Here is a 23,166-nt window from a genome sequence, read left to right on the forward strand (position 1 = left end):
AAGACGATCAAAATCCTATCACTATTAATGTTTGTAGCAGTAACGTTTACTGCATGTTCAGACGATGACGAAACCCCAGAAGAAATCAACGAGGAAGAGACCATCACAACCATGACGGTAACCTTGGTTCCAGATGGTGGTGGTGCAACCATTATCCTACAGTCCCAAGATTTGGATGGGGACGGCCCAAATGCCCCTGATGTAACAGTTTCTGGGAACTTGGCAGCCAATACTGCCTATTCAGGTTCCGTGGTTTTGTTGAACGAAACCGAAACTCCGGCTGAAAACATTACCGAAGAGGTTGAAGAGGAAAGTGATGAGCACCAGTTCTTTTACGTTACCACGGGAAGTATCGCAAGTGTAACTTATGACGATACGGATGCGGATGGAAACCCAGTAGGATTGGAATTTACCTTGACCACCGCTGACGCTGGAAGCGCAACTATGGCCGTTACACTCCGCCATCAACCTAAAAAACCCAATGACGGTACCTTGGCCGATGCGGGCGGCGAAACCGACATTACGCAGACGTTTAATCTCACCGTAGAGTAAAAAATCAAACTTGTTTCATTGTGATAGATTGGGGGCAGGAGACCCTCCTGTTCCCTTTCTTTCCATACAAAAGAGTGTGGTAGTATCTACATCAATTGCCATGGATGGTCATTTCATCATTTCAATTTCTTTTAACATCCAAATTGTAGTTTTAAACCCTAAGCAATCAAATGAGGTTTACTGCCAACAAAAAAGAGGCCACGAAAATATCGGACCTCTTTTTGGGTTTAGGCTGTAGTTAGTTACGCTTCGCAACTGGTGCATTCCTTCTTCTGCTTGAACTTCTGAGCCGCGTTCATACTATGTTGGTAGTAGAGCGACTTTAATCCAAGCTTCCATGCTGTTACATGGATCTTGTTGATTTCCTTGGTCGGCATTTCTGGGTGTACGATGATGTTCACCGATTGTCCCTGATCAATATGGTTCTGTCTGTTGGCTGCTTGGTAGATGATATCCAACTGATCCAATTCGGAATAAGTTTTGAACACGGCTTTCTCCTCTTCTGTCAAGAAATCGAGATGCTGTACCGAACCGTCCATATCGCGGATGCTTTTCCAAACCTCATTGGTATTCTGTCCCTTTTCTTCCAACAAGTCCATCAAATATGGGTTTTTGATGGTCACCTTGATCTTGGCGATATCCTTCACATAGCAATTGGACCAAATCGGCTCGATACCTTGGGAAACCTGGCCCAAGATAAAAGCTGAGGAAGTGGTTGGGGCAATGGCGTTCAAGGTTGCATTTCTTCTACCATACCCTTTCAATACTTCGGGTTCACCAAAACGTTCGGCCAACTCACCAGAAGCTTTATAGGAACGTTCTTTGATGGTCCTGAAAATTTCACTGTTAAGGTTATAGGCATCCTGACTATCAAAAGCCAAACGTTTGGATTGTAACAAAGAGTGCCAGCCCAATACACCCAATCCCAAAGCACGGTTTTCCTTGGCAAAGTTGTAGGCCCTTTCCATGAACAAGAAGGTTTGGCGGTCATCCCTATCAGAAGAATCTCGATACGCTTCCAGCTTTTCAACAAATTCGGTGATTACGGCATCCAAGAAATATACCATGGTCTCCACGGCATCCGTGTTTTTCCATTTGTCATAATGCAACACATTGATACTGGACAACACGCATACAAAGGACCAGTTATCGTTGGATGGCAACATGATTTCGGTACAAAGGTTACTGGCATGGATCCTGTGGTCCTTGTCCTTATACACGTCTACTGCGCCATTGTTGGCATTATCCGAGAAGAAGACATAGGGATACCCCATCTCTCCCCTTCGCTGCAAAACCTTGGCCCAAACGGTCCTTTTGTCCACATCGCCCGCAATCATTTCCTCCATCCATTGGTTGGTTACGGTAACGCCGTGGGTCAATTGTTGAATGGGGTTCCCTTCGGTACCGATTTCCAAGAACTCCAAGATGTCCTTATGATCAATGGGCAAGTATGGGGAAAATCGGCCGCGACGTACCGAACCTTGGCTTACCACATCTACCATGGATTCGAACAATTGCATAATGTGCACTGCACCGGAAGCCTGACCATTGTTCTTTACAGGTGCACCTCTATGACGGATTTTCCCAAAATACCCGGAGGTTCCACCACCCAACTTGGACATCATCCCTACCTCGGATTGGGTATACAGGATGTTCCCCATATCGTCATCAATATGGGAGCCAAAACAACTGATGGGCAAACCACGTCTTTTCCCAAAGTTGGACCATACAGGCGATGCCAAGGAAAAATATCCTTCGGACATATAGTTGTAGAACTTATCGGAATAGCCAGGCATCTGCAATATCTGCTCGGCACGATTCCCAATTTCACGAATACGTTGCTCGGGTGTCACTCCTTCGGTCAGATAGCCTGATGCCAAAAACTGGCGGCTATATTCGTTCAACCATTCAAATCCGCCTTGCTCTTCCTTTGCCTTTATTTTTGCCAAAGCATCCTTTCTGGCATTGATAAGATCTTGGGTCTTGTCTATTTTTTGGTCAGTAATGTGGGGTACGTTTGTTTTGTTCTCCATAATTAAAAAAGGTCGTCGCTGGTTATACTTTGTGTTCTCTTGCTATAGTTGATAGATCTTTTTACAAAAAAGTCTCCGTGTTTAGTTCCAATGATCTCGTCATCGAACCATTCGGTCTGGGCCAATACTTTTTGATCGATTTCGAATATTTTTGGAATACCGATGCTTTCCAATGAATTGTTGAAGCGGTTCTTGATGAATTCGTTCACCACTGCCTTGGGCAGAAAATCCAATTCCCCTTCCTCAAAGATCCAATCCACAATCTTGCTCTCGGCCTCAAAAGCGTTTTCACAGATTTCTTGGATCATGCTGTTATATTCCGCATCAAACCACTCTGGGCGTTCTTTTTTGATGATGTTGATGACATCGATACCAAAATCGCCGTGGATCTGTTCCTCTTTGGAGGTAGCCTCCACCACATTGGAGATTCCTTTCAGTACATTTTTGTGCTTGTTGAAAGCCATGATGATCAGAAACTGGGAGAACAGGGAAACGTGCTCTATAAATAATGAAAAGAGCAAAATGGATTCCGCATATTCCTGGTTGTTCTCGCTTTTGGCATTTTTAAGGGCAGTCTCCAAATACTGCACCCTTTTCATAATCACCGGCTTTTTCTTCAGGTTTTCGAATTCCTGGTTCAATCCCAAGATTTCCAAAAGATGGGAATAGGCATCATGGTGCCTTACCTCACTTTCCGCGAAAGTGGCCCCAACGGAACCGATTTCCGGCTTTGGCAAACGGTGGTAAATATCGCCCCAGAAGGATTTTACGGCCACCTCAATCTGAGAGATGGCCAACATGGTATTCTTGATTGCACTACGCTCCACATCTGTCAACCCAGATTTAAAATCCTGGATATCGCTGGTGAAATTGAACTCGGTATGGATCCAATACGAGTGGCGAATAGCGGGTACGTATTCGTACAATTGTGGGTACTCATAAGGCTTAAGGTTGATGCGCTTTTCAAAAATATCGGTCTCGCGCATTTGGGCCCTTTTGTTCCTATAAATGATGTACGCCTTGGCCACATCGTGGAACTCACTGTTCATGAGTTCGTTCTCCACCACATCCTGTACCTCTTCCACGGTCGGCACATAGTGCTCGTCCAAATTTTTTCTTTCCAATAATGTCTTTTCAACATTGCCGGCAATGTGCTGCGCATCGTTGATCTGGCCATGGTCAACAGCCGTCATGGCCTTCAGGATGGCATTCGTAATCTTGTGTAAATCAAAAGTCTGTGTACTAAAATCCCTTTTAGTGATATGAGAAATTTGCATGCGGAAAATTGTTTGGAGTTGTGTTATATAGCTCGATTGTAAAATTCATATTTTCTTTACTTTGATTTTACATGGCCCGATTTAGGTTCTCAACACTTTTATCAACATTCACTTTTTTCAGGCTAAAAAAATCATGGGAACAAACGTAAAATCGAGCTTCTGAAAAAAATCTGACAGGTGTCATACGGCCCGAAGATTTTTCCACAAGGTTATCAACATCCCAATCTTTGTCGCTCTAAAAATCTATGATGTTTTTAATCCCGTCGATTAAAAGAGTGGGTTCGTAGAATGCTTTTCGTACTACGTCTATTCCTATAAAATAGCATTGGTGATTGCCCGAATTTTGAATCAAAATGTATCGCAATGAAGATTCAGGCAACCGTGTTGTTTCTTTTCATGGGACTCTTTTTGAGTGCACAGGAACCCGATTCCTTATCCACAAAAAAAGTATGGTCCCTGGAAGATTGCATTTCCTATGCACTGGAAAACAACATTACCATAAAACAGGCAGCGCTGGAAAAAAACAGCTCGGAGGTAAACCTTACCCAATCCAAATATGCCAAACTCCCTAATTTGAGCAGTAGCGCTTCCCAAAATTTTTCATGGGGTTCCACCATCGATCCCATCACCAGTGATTTTGTATCGCAACAGATCAAGGCCACCAATTTGGGGCTGAGCACTTCGGTAACCCTTTATAACGGAAGCCAGTTGAGCAATACCGTAAAACAGAACAGATTAATGGTGGAACAGAACGAACTTTATGTGGAAGAGGCCCAGAACAACATCTCCTTAAGTATTCTGGAGGCCTACTTGCAGATCCTATATAATAAGGAAAGTATGGAAGTGGCACAAAACAATGTGATTGCCTCCGAAAAAGAAGTTGAAAGAGCCAAGGCAAGATTGGATGCAGGCACCATTACCATGATCGATTATACCGATGCGCTGTCACAGGCCGCCACCAACAAAACCAACTTGATCAGTGCCAAGAACAGCTATGCCCAACAAATAATTGTCTTGAAACAATTGTTGGAATTGGATCCTTCCGTGGAACTAGAGATAGCATCTCTGGACAATCCTTTGTTGGAAGGCCAGGCCGTACCCAGTAAATTGGATGTATACCAAAATGCCATTGGTTCAATGCCGGAAATAAAGGCTTCAGAACTCGGAACCACTATCAACGAGAAAGACTTGGACATTGCCAAAGGAGGGTTTTTGCCTTCGCTTTCCTTGACCGGAAGTCTTGGTTCTGGATACACCAGCACCAATGACCTCACTTTTACAGATCAGTTGGATGTCAATTTTAACCAAAGGATAGGACTATCACTAACGGTTCCCATTTTCTCTCGATATCAGAACAAGGCCCAAGTTGCCAACGCCAAGATTGGGATAGAGCAATCCAAGCTACAATTGCAAACAGCTAAAAAATCGCTCTACCAAAAAATTGAAACGGCATGGCAAAATGCCCAATCTGCCCAAGAACAGATAGAAGCCGCCAAAGTTGCCAGCGAGGCCGCCCAGGAGTCCTACAAATTGGCGCAACGAAAATATGAACTCAACGCATTGAGTACCACGGATTTGGTCATCAGCCAGAATACCTACACCAATGCACAATTGAATTATCTCCAAGCCAAGTACATGGGGATATTGTACAACGAACTACTCGATTTTTACCAAGGAAACGAAATTAAATTATAGATCCAATGAAGAAAAAAACCAAATTGATATTGGGTATCAGTGCTGTAATTGGCTTGGCCATTATAGCCTATATGGCATTTTCATCTGATAATGTTTCAGAAATTCAGGTGGAAACCGTCCTTGCCAAAAAGGGTGATGTAACCACCATGGTCACTGCAACGGGTACCATTGAGGCCACCACCCAAGTGGATGTGGGTACGCAGGTCTCCGGTGTGGTAGAAAAAATCTATGTGGATTTTAACAGCGAGGTCACCGAAGGACAACTGCTTGCCGAACTGGACAAGACCAACCTAAAAGCTGCGCTTGAACAAGCCCAGGCTGCCTATGACAATGCCGTAAACGAAAGGGACTACAAAAAGAACATTTACGAAAGACAAAAGACCCTCTATGAGAATCAAGTGCTCAGTAAGGCAGACTACGATGATGCCCTTTACGAATTCAATGCCTCCAAAAGTGCCGTGGTCCAAAAACGATCTGATCTACAAAAAGCACAGGCCAATTTGGGTTATGCGAACATTTACTCGCCCATAAACGGGGTAATCCTATCCCGTGATGTGGACGAAGGGCAGACCGTGGCCGCAAGTTATAGCACCCCTACCCTGTTCACCATTGCCAAAAATTTAAAGGAAATGCAGGTAGAGGCCGATGTGGATGAAGCCGATATTGGCCAAGTGGAAGAAGGCCAGCGCGTAACTTTCACCGTGGATGCCTATCAAGGAGAAATCTTTAACGGAACAGTGACACAAGTGAGGCTGAATCCCACTGTAAGTTCAAACGTAGTGACCTATACCGTGGTCATCAAAGCGGACAATCCTGATTTGAAATTGAAACCAGGACTTACCGCCACTATATCCATCTATACCTTGGAACTCAAGGATGTGCTCACCGCAGAGGCCAAGGCCGTAAACTTTCATCCTAACATGCCGCTTTTGATGGCCTATGAAGAACAACAGGGCATTGAATCCAAACGTCCTGGACCTGGCAATGGGCCTAATAATGGACCCGGTAATGGCGGTCCACCGCAAGAAGACGCCACCATGCTATGGGTACTCCAAAAAGACCTATCCATAGTTCCCAAAAAAGTAACGCTTGGGGCCAGTGATGGGGTCAACGTACAGATTATTAGCGGGGTTGAAGAAGGCGATCAACTAGTATACAGCTTAAAATCGGTACAATCGGGTGAAGTACAAGCGGCCCAAGACAGTGGTAGCCCTTTTATGCCCAAACCACCAGGAAGAAACAACAACAAGAAGAGTTAATCAGGGTCATGGGAAAAACAATCATCGAAATAAACGATCTGAAGCGTGATTTCCGAATGGGAGAGGAAGTGGTACATGCCCTGAAGGGCGTATCACTCGATATCCACGAAGGTGAATTCGTGACCATCATGGGGTCCAGTGGTTCCGGAAAAAGTACCATGCTCAATATTTTGGGTTGTTTGGACAATCCTACTTCTGGCAGTTATCTGATTGATGGGGTACCTGTGGCCCAACTCAACAAGAATGAACTTGCCACCATTCGAAACGAGAAAATCGGGTTCATTTTTCAATCGTACAATCTTTTACCAAGGACCACCGCAATTGAAAATGTGGAACTCCCATTGATCTATAACAGTAAAATCTCACCCGAAGAACGTCACCGGCGTTCTAGCGAAGCTTTAAAGATGGTAGGGCTGGAAGATAGAATGGATCACACCCCTGCTCAATTATCGGGCGGGCAACAACAACGGGTGGCCATAGCCCGATCATTGGTAAACGACCCGGTCATCATCTTAGCGGATGAGGCCACAGGAAACTTGGATACACGAACGTCTTATGAAATCATGGCATTGTTCCAAGAACTCAACAGAAAAGGAAAAACCATAGCCTTTGTGACCCATGAACCGGATATTGCTGCCTTTAGTAGTCGAACCATCATTTTAAAGGATGGTCATGTCATTAAGGACGAAATGAACACCAACGTCAATGATGCTGCAAGGGAACTGGCTGCTCTACCTAAAGAAGACGAAGAATGAAAACCAGGATCTTAAATCTGATAAAAATAGCGCTCAAGGCCATCGTCTTGAACAAAATGAGGACTTTGCTCACCATGCTGGGCATTATCATCGGGGTGGCCTCGGTCATTGCCATGCTCGCCATCGGTGAAGGCTCCAAAAAAAGCATCAAGGATGAAATCTCCAAAATGGGATCCAACATGATCAATATCCGGCCCGGTGCCGATATGCGGGGCGGGGTACGCATGGGAGGCAGTGAAATGCAATCCTTGAAATTGGAAGACTATGAGGCCTTAAAAGAAAAAGCCACGCTATTGTCCTACGTTACCCCACAGGTAAATGGCAGCGGACAGTCCATCAATGGGGCCAACAACTGGCCGACTTCCATTTATGGAGTAAGCCCAGAATATCTGGACATTAAGATCTGGGAGCTTTCCGAAGGAAGTATGTTTACCAGTGCAGAGGTGAAATCTGCCGCCAAGGTGGCCGTGGTAGGCAAGACCGTGGTGGAAAACCTATTCCCGAACGGGGAAGATCCCATTGGTAAGATGATCCGTTTCAACAGCATTCCTTTTAAGATCATTGGGGTTTTGGAAGAAAAAGGAGAGAGTAACTTTGGCCAAGATCAAGACGACATCATCATAGCTCCCTATACCACGGTCCAAAAACGTATTTTGGCCATCGACTACATTCAATCCATTGTGGCATCTGCCGTAAGTGAGGAAGAGGCCGAAGCAGCAGTTGATGAAATAACCACTATCTTGCGGGAACAACATCACATTGGCAGCAATGATGATGATGATTTCAACGTTTTTTCCATGGATGAACTCATTTCCACCTTTAGTTCCACCAGTGAAATGCTGACCGTGCTCTTAGTGGCCATAGCCAGTATTTCCTTGTTGATCGGTGGTATTGGGATCATGAACATCATGTACGTTTCGGTCAAAGAAAGAACTAGGGAAATAGGACTCCGAATGGCCGTTGGGGCCAAAGGGACCGATATTTTATTACAGTTTTTGATAGAGGCCGTGCTGATCAGTGTTACCGGTGGGATCATTGGGGTGTTGCTTGGTTTTGGAGCCACCTTGTTCATCCAGGGCGTATTGGGATGGCCTACCATCATTACCCCCTATTCCGTAATCATTTCGTTTGCCGTGTGTGCCATTACAGGGATTTTCTTCGGATGGTACCCAGCGAGAAAAGCAGCAGTCCTAGATCCTATTTCCGCATTACGATATGAATAACCCGAACATAACATGGAGCATATGAAAAACAAATGGCGCAAAGTTTTTTTCCATGTTATGGTATGGGTAGTCCTGTTCAGTTTCCCATACTTGTTGAGCTATGATACGGAACAGGCCTTTAAGCATGTACTGATTTTTTCATGGGTGCCCCTGTTCCTATACATGGTAGTCTTTTATTTGAACTATCTACTTTTGGCGGACCGACTCTTTTTTCCAAAGAAAATAGCGTGGTTCGTCTGCATCAATATAGCTGTGATTATTGTATTGATCTTTTTTAGGGAATGGTTCACGGATTTCTTTTTCCCCAGACCCATGGATGGAGGCGACCGTAAGGGACCACCGAGGACCATGATCATCTATGTTCAGACCCTTTCCTTTTTGGTGCCCATCGTGTGGGCCGTAGCGCTACGGGCCATGGAACGTTTGATCAAATCGGAAGTGGAAAAGAAAGAAGTGGCCCATCAACAGCTCAAATCAGACCTTCAGCATTTGCAGTACCAATTGCAGCCGCATTTTTTCTTCAATTCGTTGAACAATATTTATGCATTGGTCGATATTTCTCCAGAAGATGCCAAGGACACCATTCACAGTTTGGGGAAGTTGATGCGCTACCTGTTGTACGAAACCCATACCGAAAAAGTCTCCCTAGCCAAGGAAATCGACTTTATGGTCAAATACATTGAATTGGGTAAATTGCGATTGACGGAAAAAACCAAGGTGGAATATCATTTCCCGGAAGTGGATCCAACAGTACAGGTGCCTCCCCTTCTTTTTATTTCCTTGATCGAAAATGCCTTCAAGCATGGGGTTTCTGCCCAAGAGGAAAGCACCATCAATTTTATAATGGAACTGAAGGATGATAAGGTAATTTTTAAAGGCAAGAACACGGATTTCCCAAAATCCCATACAGACCAAAGTGGTTCTGGAATTGGTTTAAGGAACCTTAAAGATCGTTTGGATCTATTGTATCCCAACAAACATTATTTTGGAAATGAGATTGTTTCGGGACAGTTCCGTATCATCGTGGAAATTCCATTGAACACCTAGCCATGGAGAAAAGAACTTTGACCTGTATCGCCGTTGATGATGAGCCCATGGCCCTCAAATTAATTGAGGGATACATTGCCAAGACCCCTTTCTTAGAACCGAAAAGTTCCTTTTCCAATGCCATTGCCGCGTTGGAATACTTCAACCAAAATCCTGTGGACCTCATTTTCTTGGACATACAGATGCCCGATTTGAATGGCATGGGACTCTCCAAGATTATCAAAGAAAAGGCTAAAGTGATCTTTACCACGGCTTTTGACCAATATGCTTTGGAAGGTTTTCGAGTGGATGCGGTGGATTATTTATTGAAACCTTTTGACTATGCCGAATTTTTGGTGGCCGCCCAGAAGGCGCACGATCGTATTGCCATTTCAAAGCCAAACCCGGGAACTATAGCTGATAAGGAGTTTCTGTTTGTGAAATCGGGCTACAAACAATTAAAAATTGCCTTGGATCAAGTGCTTTATTTTGAAGGATTGAAGGATTATGTCAAAATATGGGTCAAGGGAAACCCCATTCCCGTTCTTACTTTGATGACCTTAAAAACTTTGGAAGAAGAACTGCCCTCCAGCCAATTTATGCGAGTGAACCGATCATTCATTGTTGCCTTGCCCCACATTGAGGAAGTGGAACGAAATCTCATCACCATCAACAACAACCAAATTACCGTTTCTGAGCAGCATAAAGTGAAGTTTCAGGAGTATATCGAAAAGCATTCCTTCTAGTCAATAAAAAAATTGAGCGTCACCCTTGTTCCCAAGGCTTTACCATCATCCCCGTACAGGTCCTCAATAACAATTGTCTGTTCATCTCTGTCTATTTGCAAGGCATCCAAACGTTCCTGCATAATGGAAACTCCCTTGGATTGGTGTTCCACACGCCCCAGTTTGTGTCTTTCACTTTCCACCCTGCCAATACCATTATCCATAATAATGCATTGTAAAGTTTGTTGGCCTGCTTTTCTAAATGTAATCGAAAGTTGTCTACTCCCATTTTCTTTAGGCAGCAATCCATGGATTATGGCGTTTTCAACAAAAGGTTGGGTCACCAACAAGGGCACTTCAATGGTATCCGGGCACAATCCAGGATCCGTGGAAATCGTATAACCGAAATCCTTTTGAAAACGAAGTGATTCCAATGAAATATATTTTTCAAGAAAGGATATTTCTTCAGACAATAACACATTCTCCTGTGAAGAGCTTTCCAGAACATGGCGCATCAACTTGCTGAACTTGTTCAGGTAATGCAAAGCAGCAGATTTTTCTTCTGACAATACCAAATGTTGAATGGAGCCCAAGGCATTAAAAATAAAGTGGGGGTTCAACTGCGAACGTAAAAGCCTAAGATAAGTCTTGGACGCTTCATGTTCCGCTTGTATCTTTTTAAGGTTCTCTTCCCTGACCTTATAACCAAGTCCGAGCGAAAAAACCGTTATTTCGCCAACTGCTCCCAATCTAAGATAATTTCCATCTCCACTGACATAGACAAGTACAGAGCAAAGTCCATAAATAAAGGAGCCCACTATGATAAACCAATTCAATGAATCTTTGGGCCTTATGATCAAATACCCCAAACTGAACAAAACCAGAATAGTTAGGAGTACCGCCCGAGTGTCCAATAACAAAAAATGTAACTGAAAATTCCCTATCAAAATAAGAAGGGTATCGATTACCAACCAGACGATAAAAATGGCCACGGAAATATTAATGGCCTTGTTCAGCAGGGGGTAATTTTGTTTGGTATTCAAAAAATATTTTTCAAACAACGCATAGAACAGTCCGGCCAACAGCTCAAAGGTATTGCCCAACAAAAAGGAAGTGAAGGAATAGTTTCCTACGAAACGTTCGTACCATCCAAAGCCATATCTGCCCAAAAAAATGGCCAGTGAAACAGCGTATAACGAATAATATATATACTCAGGCTGTTTGTAGGTACGATAAAACACCATACTTATGACCACTCCAACAAAAACGGCTCCCCACAACAAATAGCCCAATGAAAAAATTCGTACAGAACTTTTGGAAAGATGTCCTTGCTTGTATTCTTCAAAGGGTTTTGCATAAAAAAGGAATGCCTTATCCCCCAAATACTGCCTGGTATTCAATTTTGAAAACTTGAGGTACAGATACCGGCCATGAAATAGATTTCCCTTTTGGAAGGTAAATTTTCCAGTAAACCTTGCATTCAACTCAAAACTGCCCATAGTCAATGAATCCAGTTCATTTTGGTTGGAATAAAATAATTTGGCCCTGTTCTGGTTTCCAATTTGCAAGACCCATGGATCCTGACCTTCGTCCAAAAGTTTCCCATATGGACCAAAATCCAATCGGGCCACATAGATGGCCCTAGGATCGGTAGGACCAAAATTAGAAGGCTCTTCATATTCCAGATTGGCTACCCGTTCCCCTGAAATATTTTCTTTGGTCTTATATAAATGATATGGAATAATAAAGTCCATGCCTTGCAATGGATCGGACTGGGCAGCTACCACAGAAATATGCAACAGGGCAAAGCACACGAAAAATAAGATTCTCCTTATAGGGATGGAGAGCACTGCTGGCATAGAAAAAATGGTATGGGTCTGCACTTTTAAAGATATAAAAATGAAAGGATTAAACGATAAGTTCCAGTAGTAACAAAAAGTGGCGTTTTCCCCTTTAAAAAAATAATTATTCGGCTGATGACATTTCATAATGATTTCGATAGCAAGATATAACCCTATCAAAAGTCCATTATGAGAACACTGATTTTTACCTTCATTTGTCTTGCCTTGGCCTGCAAGGAAAACTCACAAGACTCCAATAGCTCCACCTATAATGAGCGACTTGACGAGGAGAGCGCCTGGAACAACGGCACATCCGATCAAAAAGAGCCATTTTTCCAAACCAGCCGAAATAAAACCCATGAACTGCGCGATGCCCGTACCGGAATGGTGGTGCAAAGCACTGAATATCCTTCTAACTGGAAAGTGATTTCCAAACCGATTTACACCCTTGATCAAAAAATACCAGACTTTCTCGTACAAATTGAAGGACCCAATCACTTAAAAACCTTCAACACGCCCACCAATTTCCACGTATCCTATCAAAGTCAACAATTGACCCAGATGATGTCGCAATACGGCATGGCATCCTTGATCCGACCCATGGTGGGCAACCAGCAGCTTTTTAAGGAAGATGTGGAACCCCGAATGCAGAATAGCGGCTACTCCTTTGTACGTCAACGCTCCATGCCGAAAGACGAAGCCTATGTGCGCCAAAAAATGCAGGAGAACGGGTTCGGACAAGGCTATTTGGAGTACACAGCCACGGAATGGAAGAACCAAAATGGCCAGAAGGCCTTGGCCCGTATCGTAAAAATAGCCATACAACAACCCCTCATGAACAATGAGATGATGACCATGTGGCTCTATACAACGGATTATGTTTTTGTGGATGAAGGACAGTTTGAAGCGACCCTTGACCAACTCCATAAATCGACCGTAGACACCCAAGAAAACCCCCAATGGAAACAATATTTAGCCCAATTGAACCAACAAAGGGCCATGGAGAACCAGCGAAAAATGCAAATCGCCTCACAACAGCACCAACAACGCATGAATGCCAGATGGGCGGCTTTTAATGCGCACCAAGAGAATATGAGAGCCATTTCAGCGGCCCAAGATGCTAACCATGCCGCTTTTATGAACCGGAATTTTGGCGCCGGTAGTGATACGGGCCAACGCCAGTTCCTGAACACGATCAACGAACAAGAGACCGTTTACAATCCCCTCACCGGGAACAACTACCAAGTAAATGCAGGATCCACGGAATATTGGATGGACAGTGACGGCAACTACATCCAAAACAACGACCTCTTTTACACCCCTAATGGCGATATCAACCTCAACAACAGGGAATGGGTAAAAGTGGGCAATGCCTATTGATGACATTTTTAATGAAATACGATATCCTTAAAACCTTAAAAAATCAAACAACATGAAACGATTTGCAAAATACACCGTATTCTTAATGGCCTTGATTGTCTTGTCCTGCTCAAAAGACGGCGATAGCTCCGATGATATTGACCTGTACGCAGGCCAATGGATGGGAAATGTAACGGGAGATGACGGTGGCACGGTCAGCTTTTTCATTTATGAAGATGGATCGGCCACCGGGGACTTCTTTACCAATGGCACACAGACCCCTATCCAAATGGATGGAACAGTGGATTCTTCAGGATCCTTTTCCGCAACCTTCAGTACTACAGAAATCAATGGAAGTCTGTCTGGAAAATTGTCGGAGACATCTGGAAACGGAACATGGTCCATTACCTCCAACCAAACCAAAGGAACCTGGTCCGTCACAAAAAAATGATCACACAAAATAGATTTCAACATAAAAGTTCAACCAAATGAAAACCTTAATTAAAGTATTTACACTGCTCACCCTTGTGTTATCATTGGGTTGCAGTTCCGACGATTCCCCTCAACCTGGTGGCGATGGCCCAGACAATCCCACGAGCGAATATGAAATGGTGGATGTTCAGGTAATCCTTCCCCAAAATTCAACGATCGATTTATCCAAAACTATCATGGCGAGCTTGGGATCTACAAGTGAGATAAATGGTTCGGCAAAAGGATCGATCCCGTTCAACCCAGGGAGTGTGGAATTGGCCTATCTGTTAGACCAGGACAACAATGTTCTTTTGGCAGGATTCCTTAGTGATGGCAGGAAGGAGATCTCGTTGGAAACCACTGCCGAAGTCATCCTCTATTATGGACTGGACTACTACTTGCTTCCTCCATCGGCAAAGAAAGCCTTTTTGAACAGCGTTGGACAGGTTACTGGTTTTGATGAATTGGTGAACGACTTGACCACCCTTTTCGTGAGCGATCCACTCATGTATTCCACAGGAGCCTATCTTGACCTTTTGAATGAAAAAATTGAACAAATATCCAGCAAAAATGGAAACACCTCAGAAAACAGGATCTTCATCAACGATGTCTTGAACAAAAGTGGGATCGTAATCCAAAACCCGGATTCCTTACATGTGCAATTGCAAAATTTCTTCCCAAGGAGAACACATGCCTTTGTGTATAAAAAATTGGTATATGATCGTGATGGCAACCTGACCGAAATACCCGACTATTCCGAAAACCCCATGGTGCATTTTGATCTTAAGCCAGGAAAAAAACAACAGATAGACGCCTTTCAGGTAGGCAATCAGTTGAGTCAAGTTGGCACTCAAGCCTCTATCATAGAGAATGCCTCCGTCAGTGATCCCATTGCATTGCCCTTTAGCGGAAACACCGAATTTGTTGCGGAATATGAATTGGTAGTAGTGGGCTCCGGGGCAGAAAAGACCATTTCAAGGGACCTATCCTCTGTTGAAAAAGAGGCTTATGAAGCATTGAATGTCAAGACTTATATTCTGGATTATTTTCTTCCAACACTTTTGGACATTGGTGGAAACAAGAACCTATTGCCCAGGTTTGGCGACGCCAAGGAAGATGCCCTCTATGATGCGGTACTCCCCGCTTTACAGGCCAACAATACCGTTTTGGAAGCGGTAAAGCAGAACAAGTTCAAGGAAGCGTCCGAAGTCTTTTTGCCGGAACTTTATGGAAACATTCGCCTGTCCGATGACTTGAGGAACATATTGACAGATGTGTACAACATCATTTCCAATGGAGGATCCATGCCCAACACCTTTGTGCAAAGCCAAGAATTGGTGGAAACCGGCATACAACGTATGGAAATGGTCATGGAGGCCCTATACAAGAACATGAACTTGGGGCAAAAAACCAATGTAAAAATGCTCAATACGGAAGCTAATGCAGTGGAGAGTTGGATCATGGATTCCATTAATGCCGAGGTCACCATCTTTCCCACAGAAGCCGACGTATGTTTAGGCGACCCCTTGGAAATCCGGGCAGGATATTACACCTTCTATGAACCTGGGGTGGAAGATTTTGAATACCACTGGAGCACTTCTAACAAATTCGGGGGAAGGATACAGGACATTGAAGGCTATCCAAGTAACTATGGGGTTTCCATCGTGACCACAAGTAACATCGTATCCTATATCAGTGTGGCAACCGAGTCCGATCTCACCGATGGTGACAATTTTGAAACCGTGGAAGTTGTGGTTTATACCAAAAACCTGCAATCAGGACAACTTACGGAAGTGGGGCGCAAATCCATGATGGTGAATAACAAGAAAACCTGTATCTCCTTCTTTGCCCCATTTGAAAAAGAAGTGCCCATCACCACGTTCAGCTCACAGCTGCTTTGTGGCGGAGGACTTGTTTATACCGTAGGCATACCCGGTTATATAGCCAGATTCAAGGCTGTGGATGGCGCCACATCCTATACGGCAAAAATCCTGAAAAAAGATGGAACGTATGGAAATGAATTTGCCTTGACGGACTTGGAGGATATTGGCGATGATATGTTGGAATTCCGTTTGGGAGTAGGATCAATAAACATTTTACAAACCTGTGATCAGGCAGAGGCCGAGCAGGAACAACAACGAAAATTGGATGATATGGACAATATTGGGCATCAAGGAATTGAGATAACGCCCATATTTTAACAATTAAAACGGATTTACGGTAATTTTTATCGATGCCGCTTTTTATTTGAAGAAGAGAATATTAAATTCCCCATACTTTCCAACAAAGTATGGGGAATACACACCAAAAGGCAGGCAAAACAGTCAATGGTTTCAGAAAAAATGATTCGGAAACCATGCAAGCAACCTACCAAGAGGTGTATCCAAAAGTGCGCACCCATATCTTAAAGAACAATGGTAATGAAGATCAGGCCAAGGATATTTTCCAAGAGGCATTTGTAGCCTGCTGGAGAAATATCAAAGATGGTAAGTTTTTGGAAGGAAATGTTTCCGGGTATCTCTTTACCATTGCCAAGAACAAATGGACCGATTTTTTACGGTCATCGGATTATAAAAAAACCATCAACACGGATTCACAATCCTTTTTAACGGTGGTACAAGATGACCCCATACCCAAGGAAGACATCCTTGAGGAAGAACAGAACAGAAGTGCCATGCAAACCGCTTTGTCCCAATTGGGGGAAAATTGCAGGTCCCTCCTCAAGATGTTTTACTTTGAAAGGAGATCCATGGAAGAAATCTCAAAAGAGATGGGAATGGCTCCCAGTTCAGCACGCAACCAAAAATACCGTTGCATGGAAAAACTGAGAAGCCTGAGCCTTCAAATCAAGAACAATGAACGATAGCTCATACATATCACAAGAACACCAAGAAACCTTTGAAAGGTATTTGATGGACCAAATGGACGATCGGGAACGTTCCCAATTTTTGGAAAATTTGGAGCAAGATGCCCAATTGATGCAGCAATTCAATGAATTCAAGGCCTTGTTCCATAGCGTTGAGGAAGCAGCGCTTCGTGAAGAGTTGGAATCCTTTCATTCCGAATTGGAATCGCCATCCAAAAAAACAACCAAAGGCCGCACCTTCCCCATCTACAAAATTGCCGCAGTCATTACAGTTTTGGTTGTAATGGGTCTATGGCTCCTTTATCAAAAAGACCCTAGTGAAAAACTATACCAAGAATATTTTACTGCAGACCCAGGACTTCCCACAGTGATGGGAAACAGCAGCAACTATGCTTTTTACGAAGCTATGGTGGATTACAAACAAGGCCATTACAAAACCGCCATCAGCAAATGGGAACAGTTATGGGCACAGAAAAAAGATAACGATACCCTTAACTATTTTTTGGGTTCCGCATATCTGGCAGACGGGGAGACAACCAGGGCTATTTCCTTTTTTGATCTTGTCGTGGAAAACGAGCAAGCCTCTTTTAAAAACGAAGCTGCTTTTTACCAAGGACTTGCCCACTTAAAAAATGGCGACACCCAAGCGGCATTAAAAAGTCTGAAAAAAGCCCAAGATGAAAAAAGTCGGGAATTGATAAAAAAACTTAAGGACTGATTGGTTATGCACAAGGGCCTATCACATTTTCTCTTGATGTTTGCCCTTTTGTTGCAGACATCGATATTTTCCCAACAACATCCCTCCCTAAAAAAACTGGACAGCCTCATATCCATCGATGCCTTTAAGGAAGCACAGCATATTATTGCACAAGAAATCGGGAAGGCCCCAAAAAATGCCCAATTGAATTTGGGTAAATTGGTGTACCCCCTTGCCAAAACCGAATTCCTATTAGACCGCCAGACCAGCTTTCCAAAGGCACAAAAACTTTTGAAAGACCTGGAGAGTGGTCATCAACCGGATTCCGTTCGTTTTGACGCCCTCATGGGTATGGGCCTTGCCCAAATAGACCAGGGCAATGTGATCCAAGCCAATGAAACGGTCCTTCGGGCCAACACCATTGCCACGGCCATGCAGGATCCGCAAAGAAAACTTACATCGGAATACTATTTGGGTGAGATTGGGCTGAAGTTGGGGGATTTTGACCAACTCATGGACCGGACCGAAAAGGCGCTCCGAGTGATGAACGACCATCCAAAATCCAAATTCCGATTGGCCCCAAGAGTCTTGAATTACAAAGCATCACTCATGCATTTTATGGGAATACCCGATAGTGTCAACTATTATTTTGAAAAAGCCATCAAAAGCATTGACACCGACGATGAAGACCCTGAATATCGATATTACCTTCCGAGTGTGATCTACGGCAACTGGACTTTGGCCAAACAAACGGCTGGAGACTATCAGGCAGCCATGGAATTTACCCTAAAGTGCATTTCCAGTTACAACACTTTCCTACAAAAGACACACAATCACCCCCTAACCGAAAAGGTTCAGGGCAATCTTTCCATTGCCTATAGGAACCTGGGTAGCCTTTACAACGATTTGGGGGACAAGGAAAAGGCGATTCAAGTGGCCACATTGGGTTACCATCATGCCAAAAAATACTTTCTTCCCAACACCGTACAATATTTCAGTGCAGTGCTGATGATGGGGGAAGCCTACCTTTATGGGGAAAACCCTGAAAAGGCAAGAAAATACCTGGAGGAGGCCAAGACATCATTGCAGACCATCCCTGGGGACAATTGGCTGTATGCAGCAAACCTGTATTCGGTTTTGGGCGATCTAGAAAAAAAGGACGGGAGTATATCTCAGGCCATCGCTTACTACCAAAAGACGTTGGAGGCTTATGAAAACAGTAGTCCTGACGCGTTCAGCCAAAATGTGGTCTATGCCCAGTTCAACCTTGCCCAGTCCTTTGCCGATGATCATCAGTTCAACAAGGCCGAAAATCTGATTGACGAAACCTATGCCGAAACGGCAAAAATATATGGTACAGAAAGTTTTTTGGCCAAAACGGCACTGCTCACCAAAATTCGGATTTCTTATTTGAAAGGGGATTTTGAGAAGACCGTTCAACTATGTGAACAATTATTGCCTTCCCAAGAAAACGAAACAGAAGATCAGGAACGGCTTTACCAATGGGGGGATCGCGCCGAGATTTTATTGTATTTGGCAAAATCCAAATTCCAACTATTACCCCATTCCTTGAAGAATCTCCAAGATTTGGCGCAAACCATAGATGGGGCAACAGCTTTTGTAGAGAAACGAAAATCATTGGTCTCCTCCCAAGAAGGTGTGGCCAGCCTTATCGAAAACAATAGGGAAATCTTCAATTTTGCCAAAAAAGTGTATCTGGAACTGTACCAACAGACCCATGACGACAAGTATCTTGAAAAGGTCATGACCCTAAACGAATCTTCCATTTATAATCGGATCAGGGCCAGACTGAACCTCGCCAACAATGGCTTTTCCCCAGTTAAAATCCGAGAGCAGGAAAACCGGCTACGTGAACAGATCGATGCATTTTTTAACCTTGAGGAAGATCAGACCCAGTTCAACGCGGCAAAATGGGACTCTCTTTCCACTGCATGGCAAGACCATTTGACCTTGCTTCAACAAGAATATCCGGAATACTATAAAATGAGGTACGCTTCCATTTTGGAGCCCTTAAAAAACTTGAAAGAACAAGTGCCCTCGAATACCACACTGGTTCGCTATTTTTCTGATGGGGAAGATGCCTATGCCTATGTGTACCATGATGACAAAGCTGCCCTGACGCGATTGGGAAACCTTAAAAACCTATGTATTTCCTCGATTTCAGATTACAGTATTCCCGAAAACGAGCTGTTCGAATGTCTATATCAACTTTATGTAAATCTGTGGAAACCTTTTGAAAAACAAGTGAAAACAGAGAATGTTATCATTTTTCCTGACGGCGAACTTTTTAATTTAAGTTTTGAACTGCTCACACCTAAAAAAATCAATTCGCTGAAACAATTGGCCATCAATAGTCTTTTGTCCAAACACAATATTTCATACAACTATAGCCTTTTCATGTTGGATCAACAGCAAAAGGTCCTGGAATTTAAAAAGAATTTCATCGCTTTTGTACCGGAGTTTGGTGCTCAAATGAAAAGTGAATATGAAATGGCCATCATGGATACCCTTTATCTGGACAAAGCCTATCTTACCTTGTTACCCCAGCCCTTCAGCTATGATTTGGCCAAAAAATTCGGAAAAGTCTTCCATGGTGATGCGTTTCTGAATGAGAAGGCATCCAAGCAAGTGTTTTCCAAAACAGCCAAGGAACACAAGATCATCCACATTGCCACCCATGCCGAATCCAACAACTTGAGTCCGGAACTCTCCCGTTTGGTCTTTGCCAAAAATACTTCGGATACCCTGGACATTAACGACAATTATCTCTACACCTATGAGATCTATAACGAAAATTTGAGTTCCAATCTTGCCATATTAACAGCCTGTGAAACCGGTAAACCTACCTATCAACCTGGGGAGGGAATGATTTCCTTGGCCCATGCCTTCAACTATGCAGGCAGTGAAAGTATTTTGACCAGTTTGTGGCAGATTGATGAAAAATCCAGCGCGGAAATCCTGACTTCCTTTTACGATTATCTTTCCAAAGGGAAACGCAAGGACGAAGCCATACGTTTGGCCAAGTTGGATTATTTGAAGCAATCCGAAGGCCGAACCCTACACCCCCAATATTGGGCAGGCCTGATCTTGATGGGCAACACCTCCCCTATTAATCTGCACCAACCTATACATTGGATGGTCTGGACCCTTATTTTGATGTCGCTTTTAATCCTTGCCCTGATTTTCTTCCGTAAAAAGAAAACCCCCGCGAAAACGGGGGCAAACTCAAACAACTAACTAACTTAGAGAGAAATCCTATCCTCCTGTATTGTTCGGAATATTGGGATCATTATCATCGGGATCCTCATTGGCGGGCACACCATCATTGTCATTGTCCACAAAGGTTCCGTCCCTACCCACAAAAAGCTGGAAGTTTATAGGAAAAAAGGTATCCATGACCTGGGTTTCATATTCGCTTGTGGGTGCCGTGGTGACTGATATGGCCGAAAAGGTACCCCCTGCCGCATAGGTGGAGCGCACCCAAATTTGGGCCGTAATGCCATCAAAACGGAGCAATCGGGCCGTGAACTGGGATGAAATACCTTCAAAAGTATTATTGGCCGTTGTCGTGCACAACACCTCTGGGGTGCCGGAAAATCCGTAGTGGGCAAAAACCCCATCGATTTCATTGGCGATGATACTTGTGGCAGATACCTGACCAGCAGCTTGGGTATTGGGAATCCAGCGGAATACTACCATATTATCATCACGGACCAGGTTGACCCCGAGTGTAGCGGTTTGGGCATCGGTCACCTCAAAGGCTGTAAAACCTTTGGGGTAGGTAAATCCGATGAGGGGCTGCAAGCTGTGGATAAACTGTCCGCCCGGATTTTTGATGACAGGCACTTGGGCCAAAGGAGCGGGAATGGAATGGGCAAACTCCCAATATATACCGGTGATTCCGGACACATTGGCACAAAGGCCTTGGGGCTCCGCATTGAGTTTCCCGTTATCGGAATCCGAACTACAGCTAATACAAAAAAGGAAAATACAAGTGGCAATTAAAGTTTGAATGGTTTTCATGATGATGCTTTTTCTTCTTATCGAGCTAAAAGAAGAATGTCATCAAGATTTTTGGAATAACCTGGGAAAGGGCATAAAAAAAGCCGAGAAAATCTCGGCTTTTTTCCTGTACCTTGGGTGTGAATCCTCACATAATATTATTTGACACAAATTGCATTTAGTTGACTGTATATCAAATACTTGATCCATTCTCTTCACTTGTAAGTTTTCCCTTCATTTCGTATTTTTAGACAAAAACCGTCACTTTTACGTCACTTTTTTATGTCAGTACAACTTCGAAGCAGAACATTAAAATCAGGAGCAAAAAGCCTCTATTTGGACATCCATCACAACGGTGAAAGATGGAGAGAATTTCTTAAAATAAAAATACTGCCCAAGGATCCATCCAAAATTGAAAAGAAAAGAATTGCCGAAAGAATTCGGGTCAACAGGGAATTGGAAGTTTTATCAGATGAAACAGGACATATTCCACAACACCTAAAGAAAATCAATTTTTTTGTTTTTGCTGAAAAATACATTCAAGATTATAAAAATAAGGACGTACGCATTATTGCAAGCTCTGTGGAGAAATTTAAAGAGGCTGTCAACAATCCGAGGTTAACCATTACGGGAATTGGTCCTAAAACCATGACATTATACAAAGATTATTTAATACATGATGCAGGTCTTGCCGGCGAAACGGCACATAACTATTTCACAAGGTTCAAAAAAGTTTTAAAAGCTGCAAAAATTCAGGGTTACCTAAATGAAATGCCAACAGCCGAGATAAGATTTACAAATCCCAACAAAGACGATACATTAAAAAAACAAGTATTAGATAAGGATGAACTTCAAATACTTGCCAATACCGAATGTGGAAATACTTCCGTAAAAAGAGCCTTTCTATTTGCTTGCTTTACTTCCCTTGGCCTTGCGGAAATCCGAAAGCTCAAATGGAAAAATATAAACAAAGGCCGATTGATAACCACTAGAAACAAAACTGGGGAACTGATTAATAACAGACTCAATCAAACAGCTCTTGATATCTTGGGCAAACCAGGGGAAAAAGATTCCTTTATTTTCAATATCCAATCTTTAAGTGATAATGGGGCCAACAAAGCAATACGCTACTGGGTCAATAGGGCTCAAATTGAAAAGCACATCACCTTTTATTGTGCCCGTCATACTTTTGCCTGTCAATTACTTATCAATGGGGCCAACCTCAAAACTGTTGCCGATGCCATGGGTCATAGCTCAACCAGAAGTACTTTGAAATACCTTAATCATGTTCAGCAATTGCAGGATGAAGCAATTGATAAATTGCCCAGTATTAAATTTTACCACTAAAATAGCTTGACATTTTC

Annotated in this window: 18 protein-coding genes; 14 read left to right on the forward strand and 4 right to left on the reverse strand. The window is 43.4% G+C overall.

Annotation, left to right across the window (positions count from 1 at the left end):
- The first annotated feature begins 27 nt into the window (after positions 1 to 27).
- On the forward strand, positions 28 to 552 hold the full coding sequence (locus D2V05_RS08260; RefSeq protein ID WP_313786748.1) for a type 1 periplasmic binding fold superfamily protein: 525 nt from the start codon (positions 28 to 30) through the stop codon (positions 550 to 552).
- A gap of 242 nt (positions 553 to 794) precedes the next feature.
- Here D2V05_RS08260 and D2V05_RS08265 read toward each other — a convergent pair whose 3' ends face one another.
- Both D2V05_RS08265 and D2V05_RS08270 read right to left on the reverse strand, forming a co-directional pair.
- A complete protein-coding gene (locus tag D2V05_RS08265; protein WP_119647194.1) occupies positions 795 to 2,585 on the reverse strand; it encodes a ribonucleoside-diphosphate reductase subunit alpha in 1,791 nt (596 codons plus the stop codon).
- A 2-nt stretch (positions 2,586 to 2,587) separates the two neighbouring features.
- Positions 2,588 to 3,862, reverse strand: coding sequence for a ribonucleotide-diphosphate reductase subunit beta (locus tag D2V05_RS08270; RefSeq protein WP_119647195.1), 1,275 nt, complete (start codon positions 3,860 to 3,862; stop codon positions 2,588 to 2,590).
- A gap of 363 nt (positions 3,863 to 4,225) precedes the next feature.
- Here D2V05_RS08270 and D2V05_RS08275 point away from each other — a divergent pair, with 363 nt between their 5' ends.
- The 6 genes from D2V05_RS08275 to D2V05_RS08300 are packed head-to-tail and all read left to right on the forward strand — an operon-like array spanning position 4,226 to position 10,566.
- Positions 4,226 to 5,557: a TolC family protein gene (locus D2V05_RS08275; protein ID WP_119647196.1), complete on the forward strand. Its 1,332-nt coding sequence runs from the start codon at positions 4,226 to 4,228 to the stop codon at positions 5,555 to 5,557.
- A 5-nt stretch (positions 5,558 to 5,562) separates the two neighbouring features.
- Positions 5,563 to 6,816, forward strand: coding sequence for an efflux RND transporter periplasmic adaptor subunit (locus D2V05_RS08280; protein ID WP_119647197.1), 1,254 nt, complete (start codon positions 5,563 to 5,565; stop codon positions 6,814 to 6,816).
- An 8-nt stretch (positions 6,817 to 6,824) separates the two neighbouring features.
- On the forward strand, positions 6,825 to 7,571 hold the full coding sequence (locus D2V05_RS08285; protein ID WP_119647198.1) for an ABC transporter ATP-binding protein: 747 nt from the start codon (positions 6,825 to 6,827) through the stop codon (positions 7,569 to 7,571).
- A complete protein-coding gene (locus D2V05_RS08290) occupies positions 7,568 to 8,794 on the forward strand; it encodes an ABC transporter permease (protein WP_119647199.1) in 1,227 nt (408 codons plus the stop codon). The genes D2V05_RS08285 and D2V05_RS08290 overlap by 4 nt, the downstream gene beginning before the upstream one ends.
- A gap of 21 nt (positions 8,795 to 8,815) precedes the next feature.
- Positions 8,816 to 9,841 (forward strand): sensor histidine kinase, encoded by a 1,026-nt coding sequence (locus tag D2V05_RS08295; protein ID WP_235855414.1) that lies wholly within the window; start codon positions 8,816 to 8,818, stop codon positions 9,839 to 9,841.
- A 2-nt stretch (positions 9,842 to 9,843) separates the two neighbouring features.
- Positions 9,844 to 10,566 carry a LytR/AlgR family response regulator transcription factor gene (locus D2V05_RS08300; protein ID WP_119647201.1) on the forward strand — a complete coding sequence of 241 codons (723 nt, stop codon included), beginning with the start codon at positions 9,844 to 9,846 and terminating at the stop codon, positions 10,564 to 10,566.
- Here the strand turns inward: D2V05_RS08300 and D2V05_RS08305 are convergent.
- Positions 10,563 to 12,404 (reverse strand): sensor histidine kinase, encoded by a 1,842-nt coding sequence (locus D2V05_RS08305; RefSeq protein ID WP_183114807.1) that lies wholly within the window; start codon positions 12,402 to 12,404, stop codon positions 10,563 to 10,565. The genes D2V05_RS08300 and D2V05_RS08305 overlap by 4 nt on opposite strands.
- Before the next feature lie 171 nt (positions 12,405 to 12,575).
- On the opposite strand from D2V05_RS08305, the gene D2V05_RS08310 reads away from it, so the two are divergent.
- The 6 genes from D2V05_RS08310 (at position 12,576) to D2V05_RS08335 (ending at position 21,037) form a co-directional block, all read left to right on the forward strand.
- Positions 12,576 to 13,766 carry a hypothetical protein gene (locus D2V05_RS08310; RefSeq protein WP_119647203.1) on the forward strand — a complete coding sequence of 397 codons (1,191 nt, stop codon included), beginning with the start codon at positions 12,576 to 12,578 and terminating at the stop codon, positions 13,764 to 13,766.
- A gap of 52 nt (positions 13,767 to 13,818) precedes the next feature.
- Positions 13,819 to 14,196, forward strand: coding sequence for a hypothetical protein (locus D2V05_RS08315; RefSeq protein WP_147378251.1), 378 nt, complete (start codon positions 13,819 to 13,821; stop codon positions 14,194 to 14,196).
- A 37-nt stretch (positions 14,197 to 14,233) separates the two neighbouring features.
- Positions 14,234 to 16,417 carry a hypothetical protein gene (locus tag D2V05_RS08320; protein WP_119647205.1) on the forward strand — a complete coding sequence of 728 codons (2,184 nt, stop codon included), beginning with the start codon at positions 14,234 to 14,236 and terminating at the stop codon, positions 16,415 to 16,417.
- A gap of 89 nt (positions 16,418 to 16,506) precedes the next feature.
- Positions 16,507 to 17,082: an RNA polymerase sigma factor gene (locus D2V05_RS08325; RefSeq protein ID WP_119647206.1), complete on the forward strand. Its 576-nt coding sequence runs from the start codon at positions 16,507 to 16,509 to the stop codon at positions 17,080 to 17,082.
- The gene (locus D2V05_RS08330) at positions 17,072 to 17,800 is read left to right on the forward strand and encodes a tetratricopeptide repeat protein (RefSeq protein WP_119647207.1); all 729 of its coding nucleotides are present in this window, start codon (positions 17,072 to 17,074) and stop codon (positions 17,798 to 17,800) included. The genes D2V05_RS08325 and D2V05_RS08330 overlap by 11 nt, the downstream gene beginning before the upstream one ends.
- Before the next feature lie 36 nt (positions 17,801 to 17,836).
- A complete protein-coding gene (locus D2V05_RS08335) occupies positions 17,837 to 21,037 on the forward strand; it encodes a CHAT domain-containing protein (protein WP_183114808.1) in 3,201 nt (1,066 codons plus the stop codon).
- An 18-nt stretch (positions 21,038 to 21,055) separates the two neighbouring features.
- Here the strand turns inward: D2V05_RS08335 and D2V05_RS08340 are convergent, their stop codons facing one another.
- A complete protein-coding gene (locus D2V05_RS08340; RefSeq protein ID WP_119647209.1) occupies positions 21,056 to 21,823 on the reverse strand; it encodes a hypothetical protein in 768 nt (255 codons plus the stop codon).
- A 261-nt stretch (positions 21,824 to 22,084) separates the two neighbouring features.
- Between D2V05_RS08340 and D2V05_RS08345 the strand changes: the two genes are divergently transcribed.
- Positions 22,085 to 23,149 (forward strand): site-specific integrase, encoded by a 1,065-nt coding sequence (locus D2V05_RS08345; RefSeq protein WP_108424075.1) that lies wholly within the window; start codon positions 22,085 to 22,087, stop codon positions 23,147 to 23,149.
- Positions 23,150 to 23,166: the final 17 nt, after the last annotated feature.

This window comes from Flagellimonas pelagia (genome assembly GCF_003584135.1).
Classification (GTDB): Bacteria; Bacteroidota; Bacteroidia; order Flavobacteriales; family Flavobacteriaceae; genus Flagellimonas; species Flagellimonas pelagia.

Bases quoted from the DNA above. Each gene is read 5' to 3' on its own strand.
- D2V05_RS08320 (WP_119647205.1), top strand. From the start codon at position 14,234: ATGAAAACCTTAATTAAAGTATTTACACTGCTCACCCTTGTGTTATCA.
- D2V05_RS08345 (WP_108424075.1), top strand. From the start codon at position 22,085: ATGTCAGTACAACTTCGAAGCAGAACATTAAAATCAGGAGCAAAAAGC.
- D2V05_RS08340 (WP_119647209.1), bottom strand. From the start codon at position 21,823: ATGAAAACCATTCAAACTTTAATTGCCACTTGTATTTTCCTTTTTTGT.
- D2V05_RS08325 (WP_119647206.1), top strand. From the start codon at position 16,507: ATGGGGAATACACACCAAAAGGCAGGCAAAACAGTCAATGGTTTCAGA.
- D2V05_RS08330 (WP_119647207.1), top strand. From the start codon at position 17,072: ATGAACGATAGCTCATACATATCACAAGAACACCAAGAAACCTTTGAA.
- D2V05_RS08300 (WP_119647201.1), top strand. From the start codon at position 9,844: ATGGAGAAAAGAACTTTGACCTGTATCGCCGTTGATGATGAGCCCATG.
- D2V05_RS08310 (WP_119647203.1), top strand. From the start codon at position 12,576: ATGAGAACACTGATTTTTACCTTCATTTGTCTTGCCTTGGCCTGCAAG.
- D2V05_RS08315 (WP_147378251.1), top strand. From the start codon at position 13,819: ATGAAACGATTTGCAAAATACACCGTATTCTTAATGGCCTTGATTGTC.
- D2V05_RS08295 (WP_235855414.1), top strand. From the start codon at position 8,816: ATGAAAAACAAATGGCGCAAAGTTTTTTTCCATGTTATGGTATGGGTA.
- D2V05_RS08265 (WP_119647194.1), bottom strand. From the start codon at position 2,585: ATGGAGAACAAAACAAACGTACCCCACATTACTGACCAAAAAATAGAC.
- D2V05_RS08270 (WP_119647195.1), bottom strand. From the start codon at position 3,862: ATGCAAATTTCTCATATCACTAAAAGGGATTTTAGTACACAGACTTTT.
- D2V05_RS08280 (WP_119647197.1), top strand. From the start codon at position 5,563: ATGAAGAAAAAAACCAAATTGATATTGGGTATCAGTGCTGTAATTGGC.
- D2V05_RS08275 (WP_119647196.1), top strand. From the start codon at position 4,226: ATGAAGATTCAGGCAACCGTGTTGTTTCTTTTCATGGGACTCTTTTTG.
- D2V05_RS08290 (WP_119647199.1), top strand. From the start codon at position 7,568: ATGAAAACCAGGATCTTAAATCTGATAAAAATAGCGCTCAAGGCCATC.
- D2V05_RS08285 (WP_119647198.1), top strand. From the start codon at position 6,825: ATGGGAAAAACAATCATCGAAATAAACGATCTGAAGCGTGATTTCCGA.
- D2V05_RS08305 (WP_183114807.1), bottom strand. From the start codon at position 12,404: ATGCCAGCAGTGCTCTCCATCCCTATAAGGAGAATCTTATTTTTCGTG.
- D2V05_RS08260 (WP_313786748.1), top strand. From the start codon at position 28: ATGTTTGTAGCAGTAACGTTTACTGCATGTTCAGACGATGACGAAACC.
- D2V05_RS08335 (WP_183114808.1), top strand. From the start codon at position 17,837: ATGTTTGCCCTTTTGTTGCAGACATCGATATTTTCCCAACAACATCCC.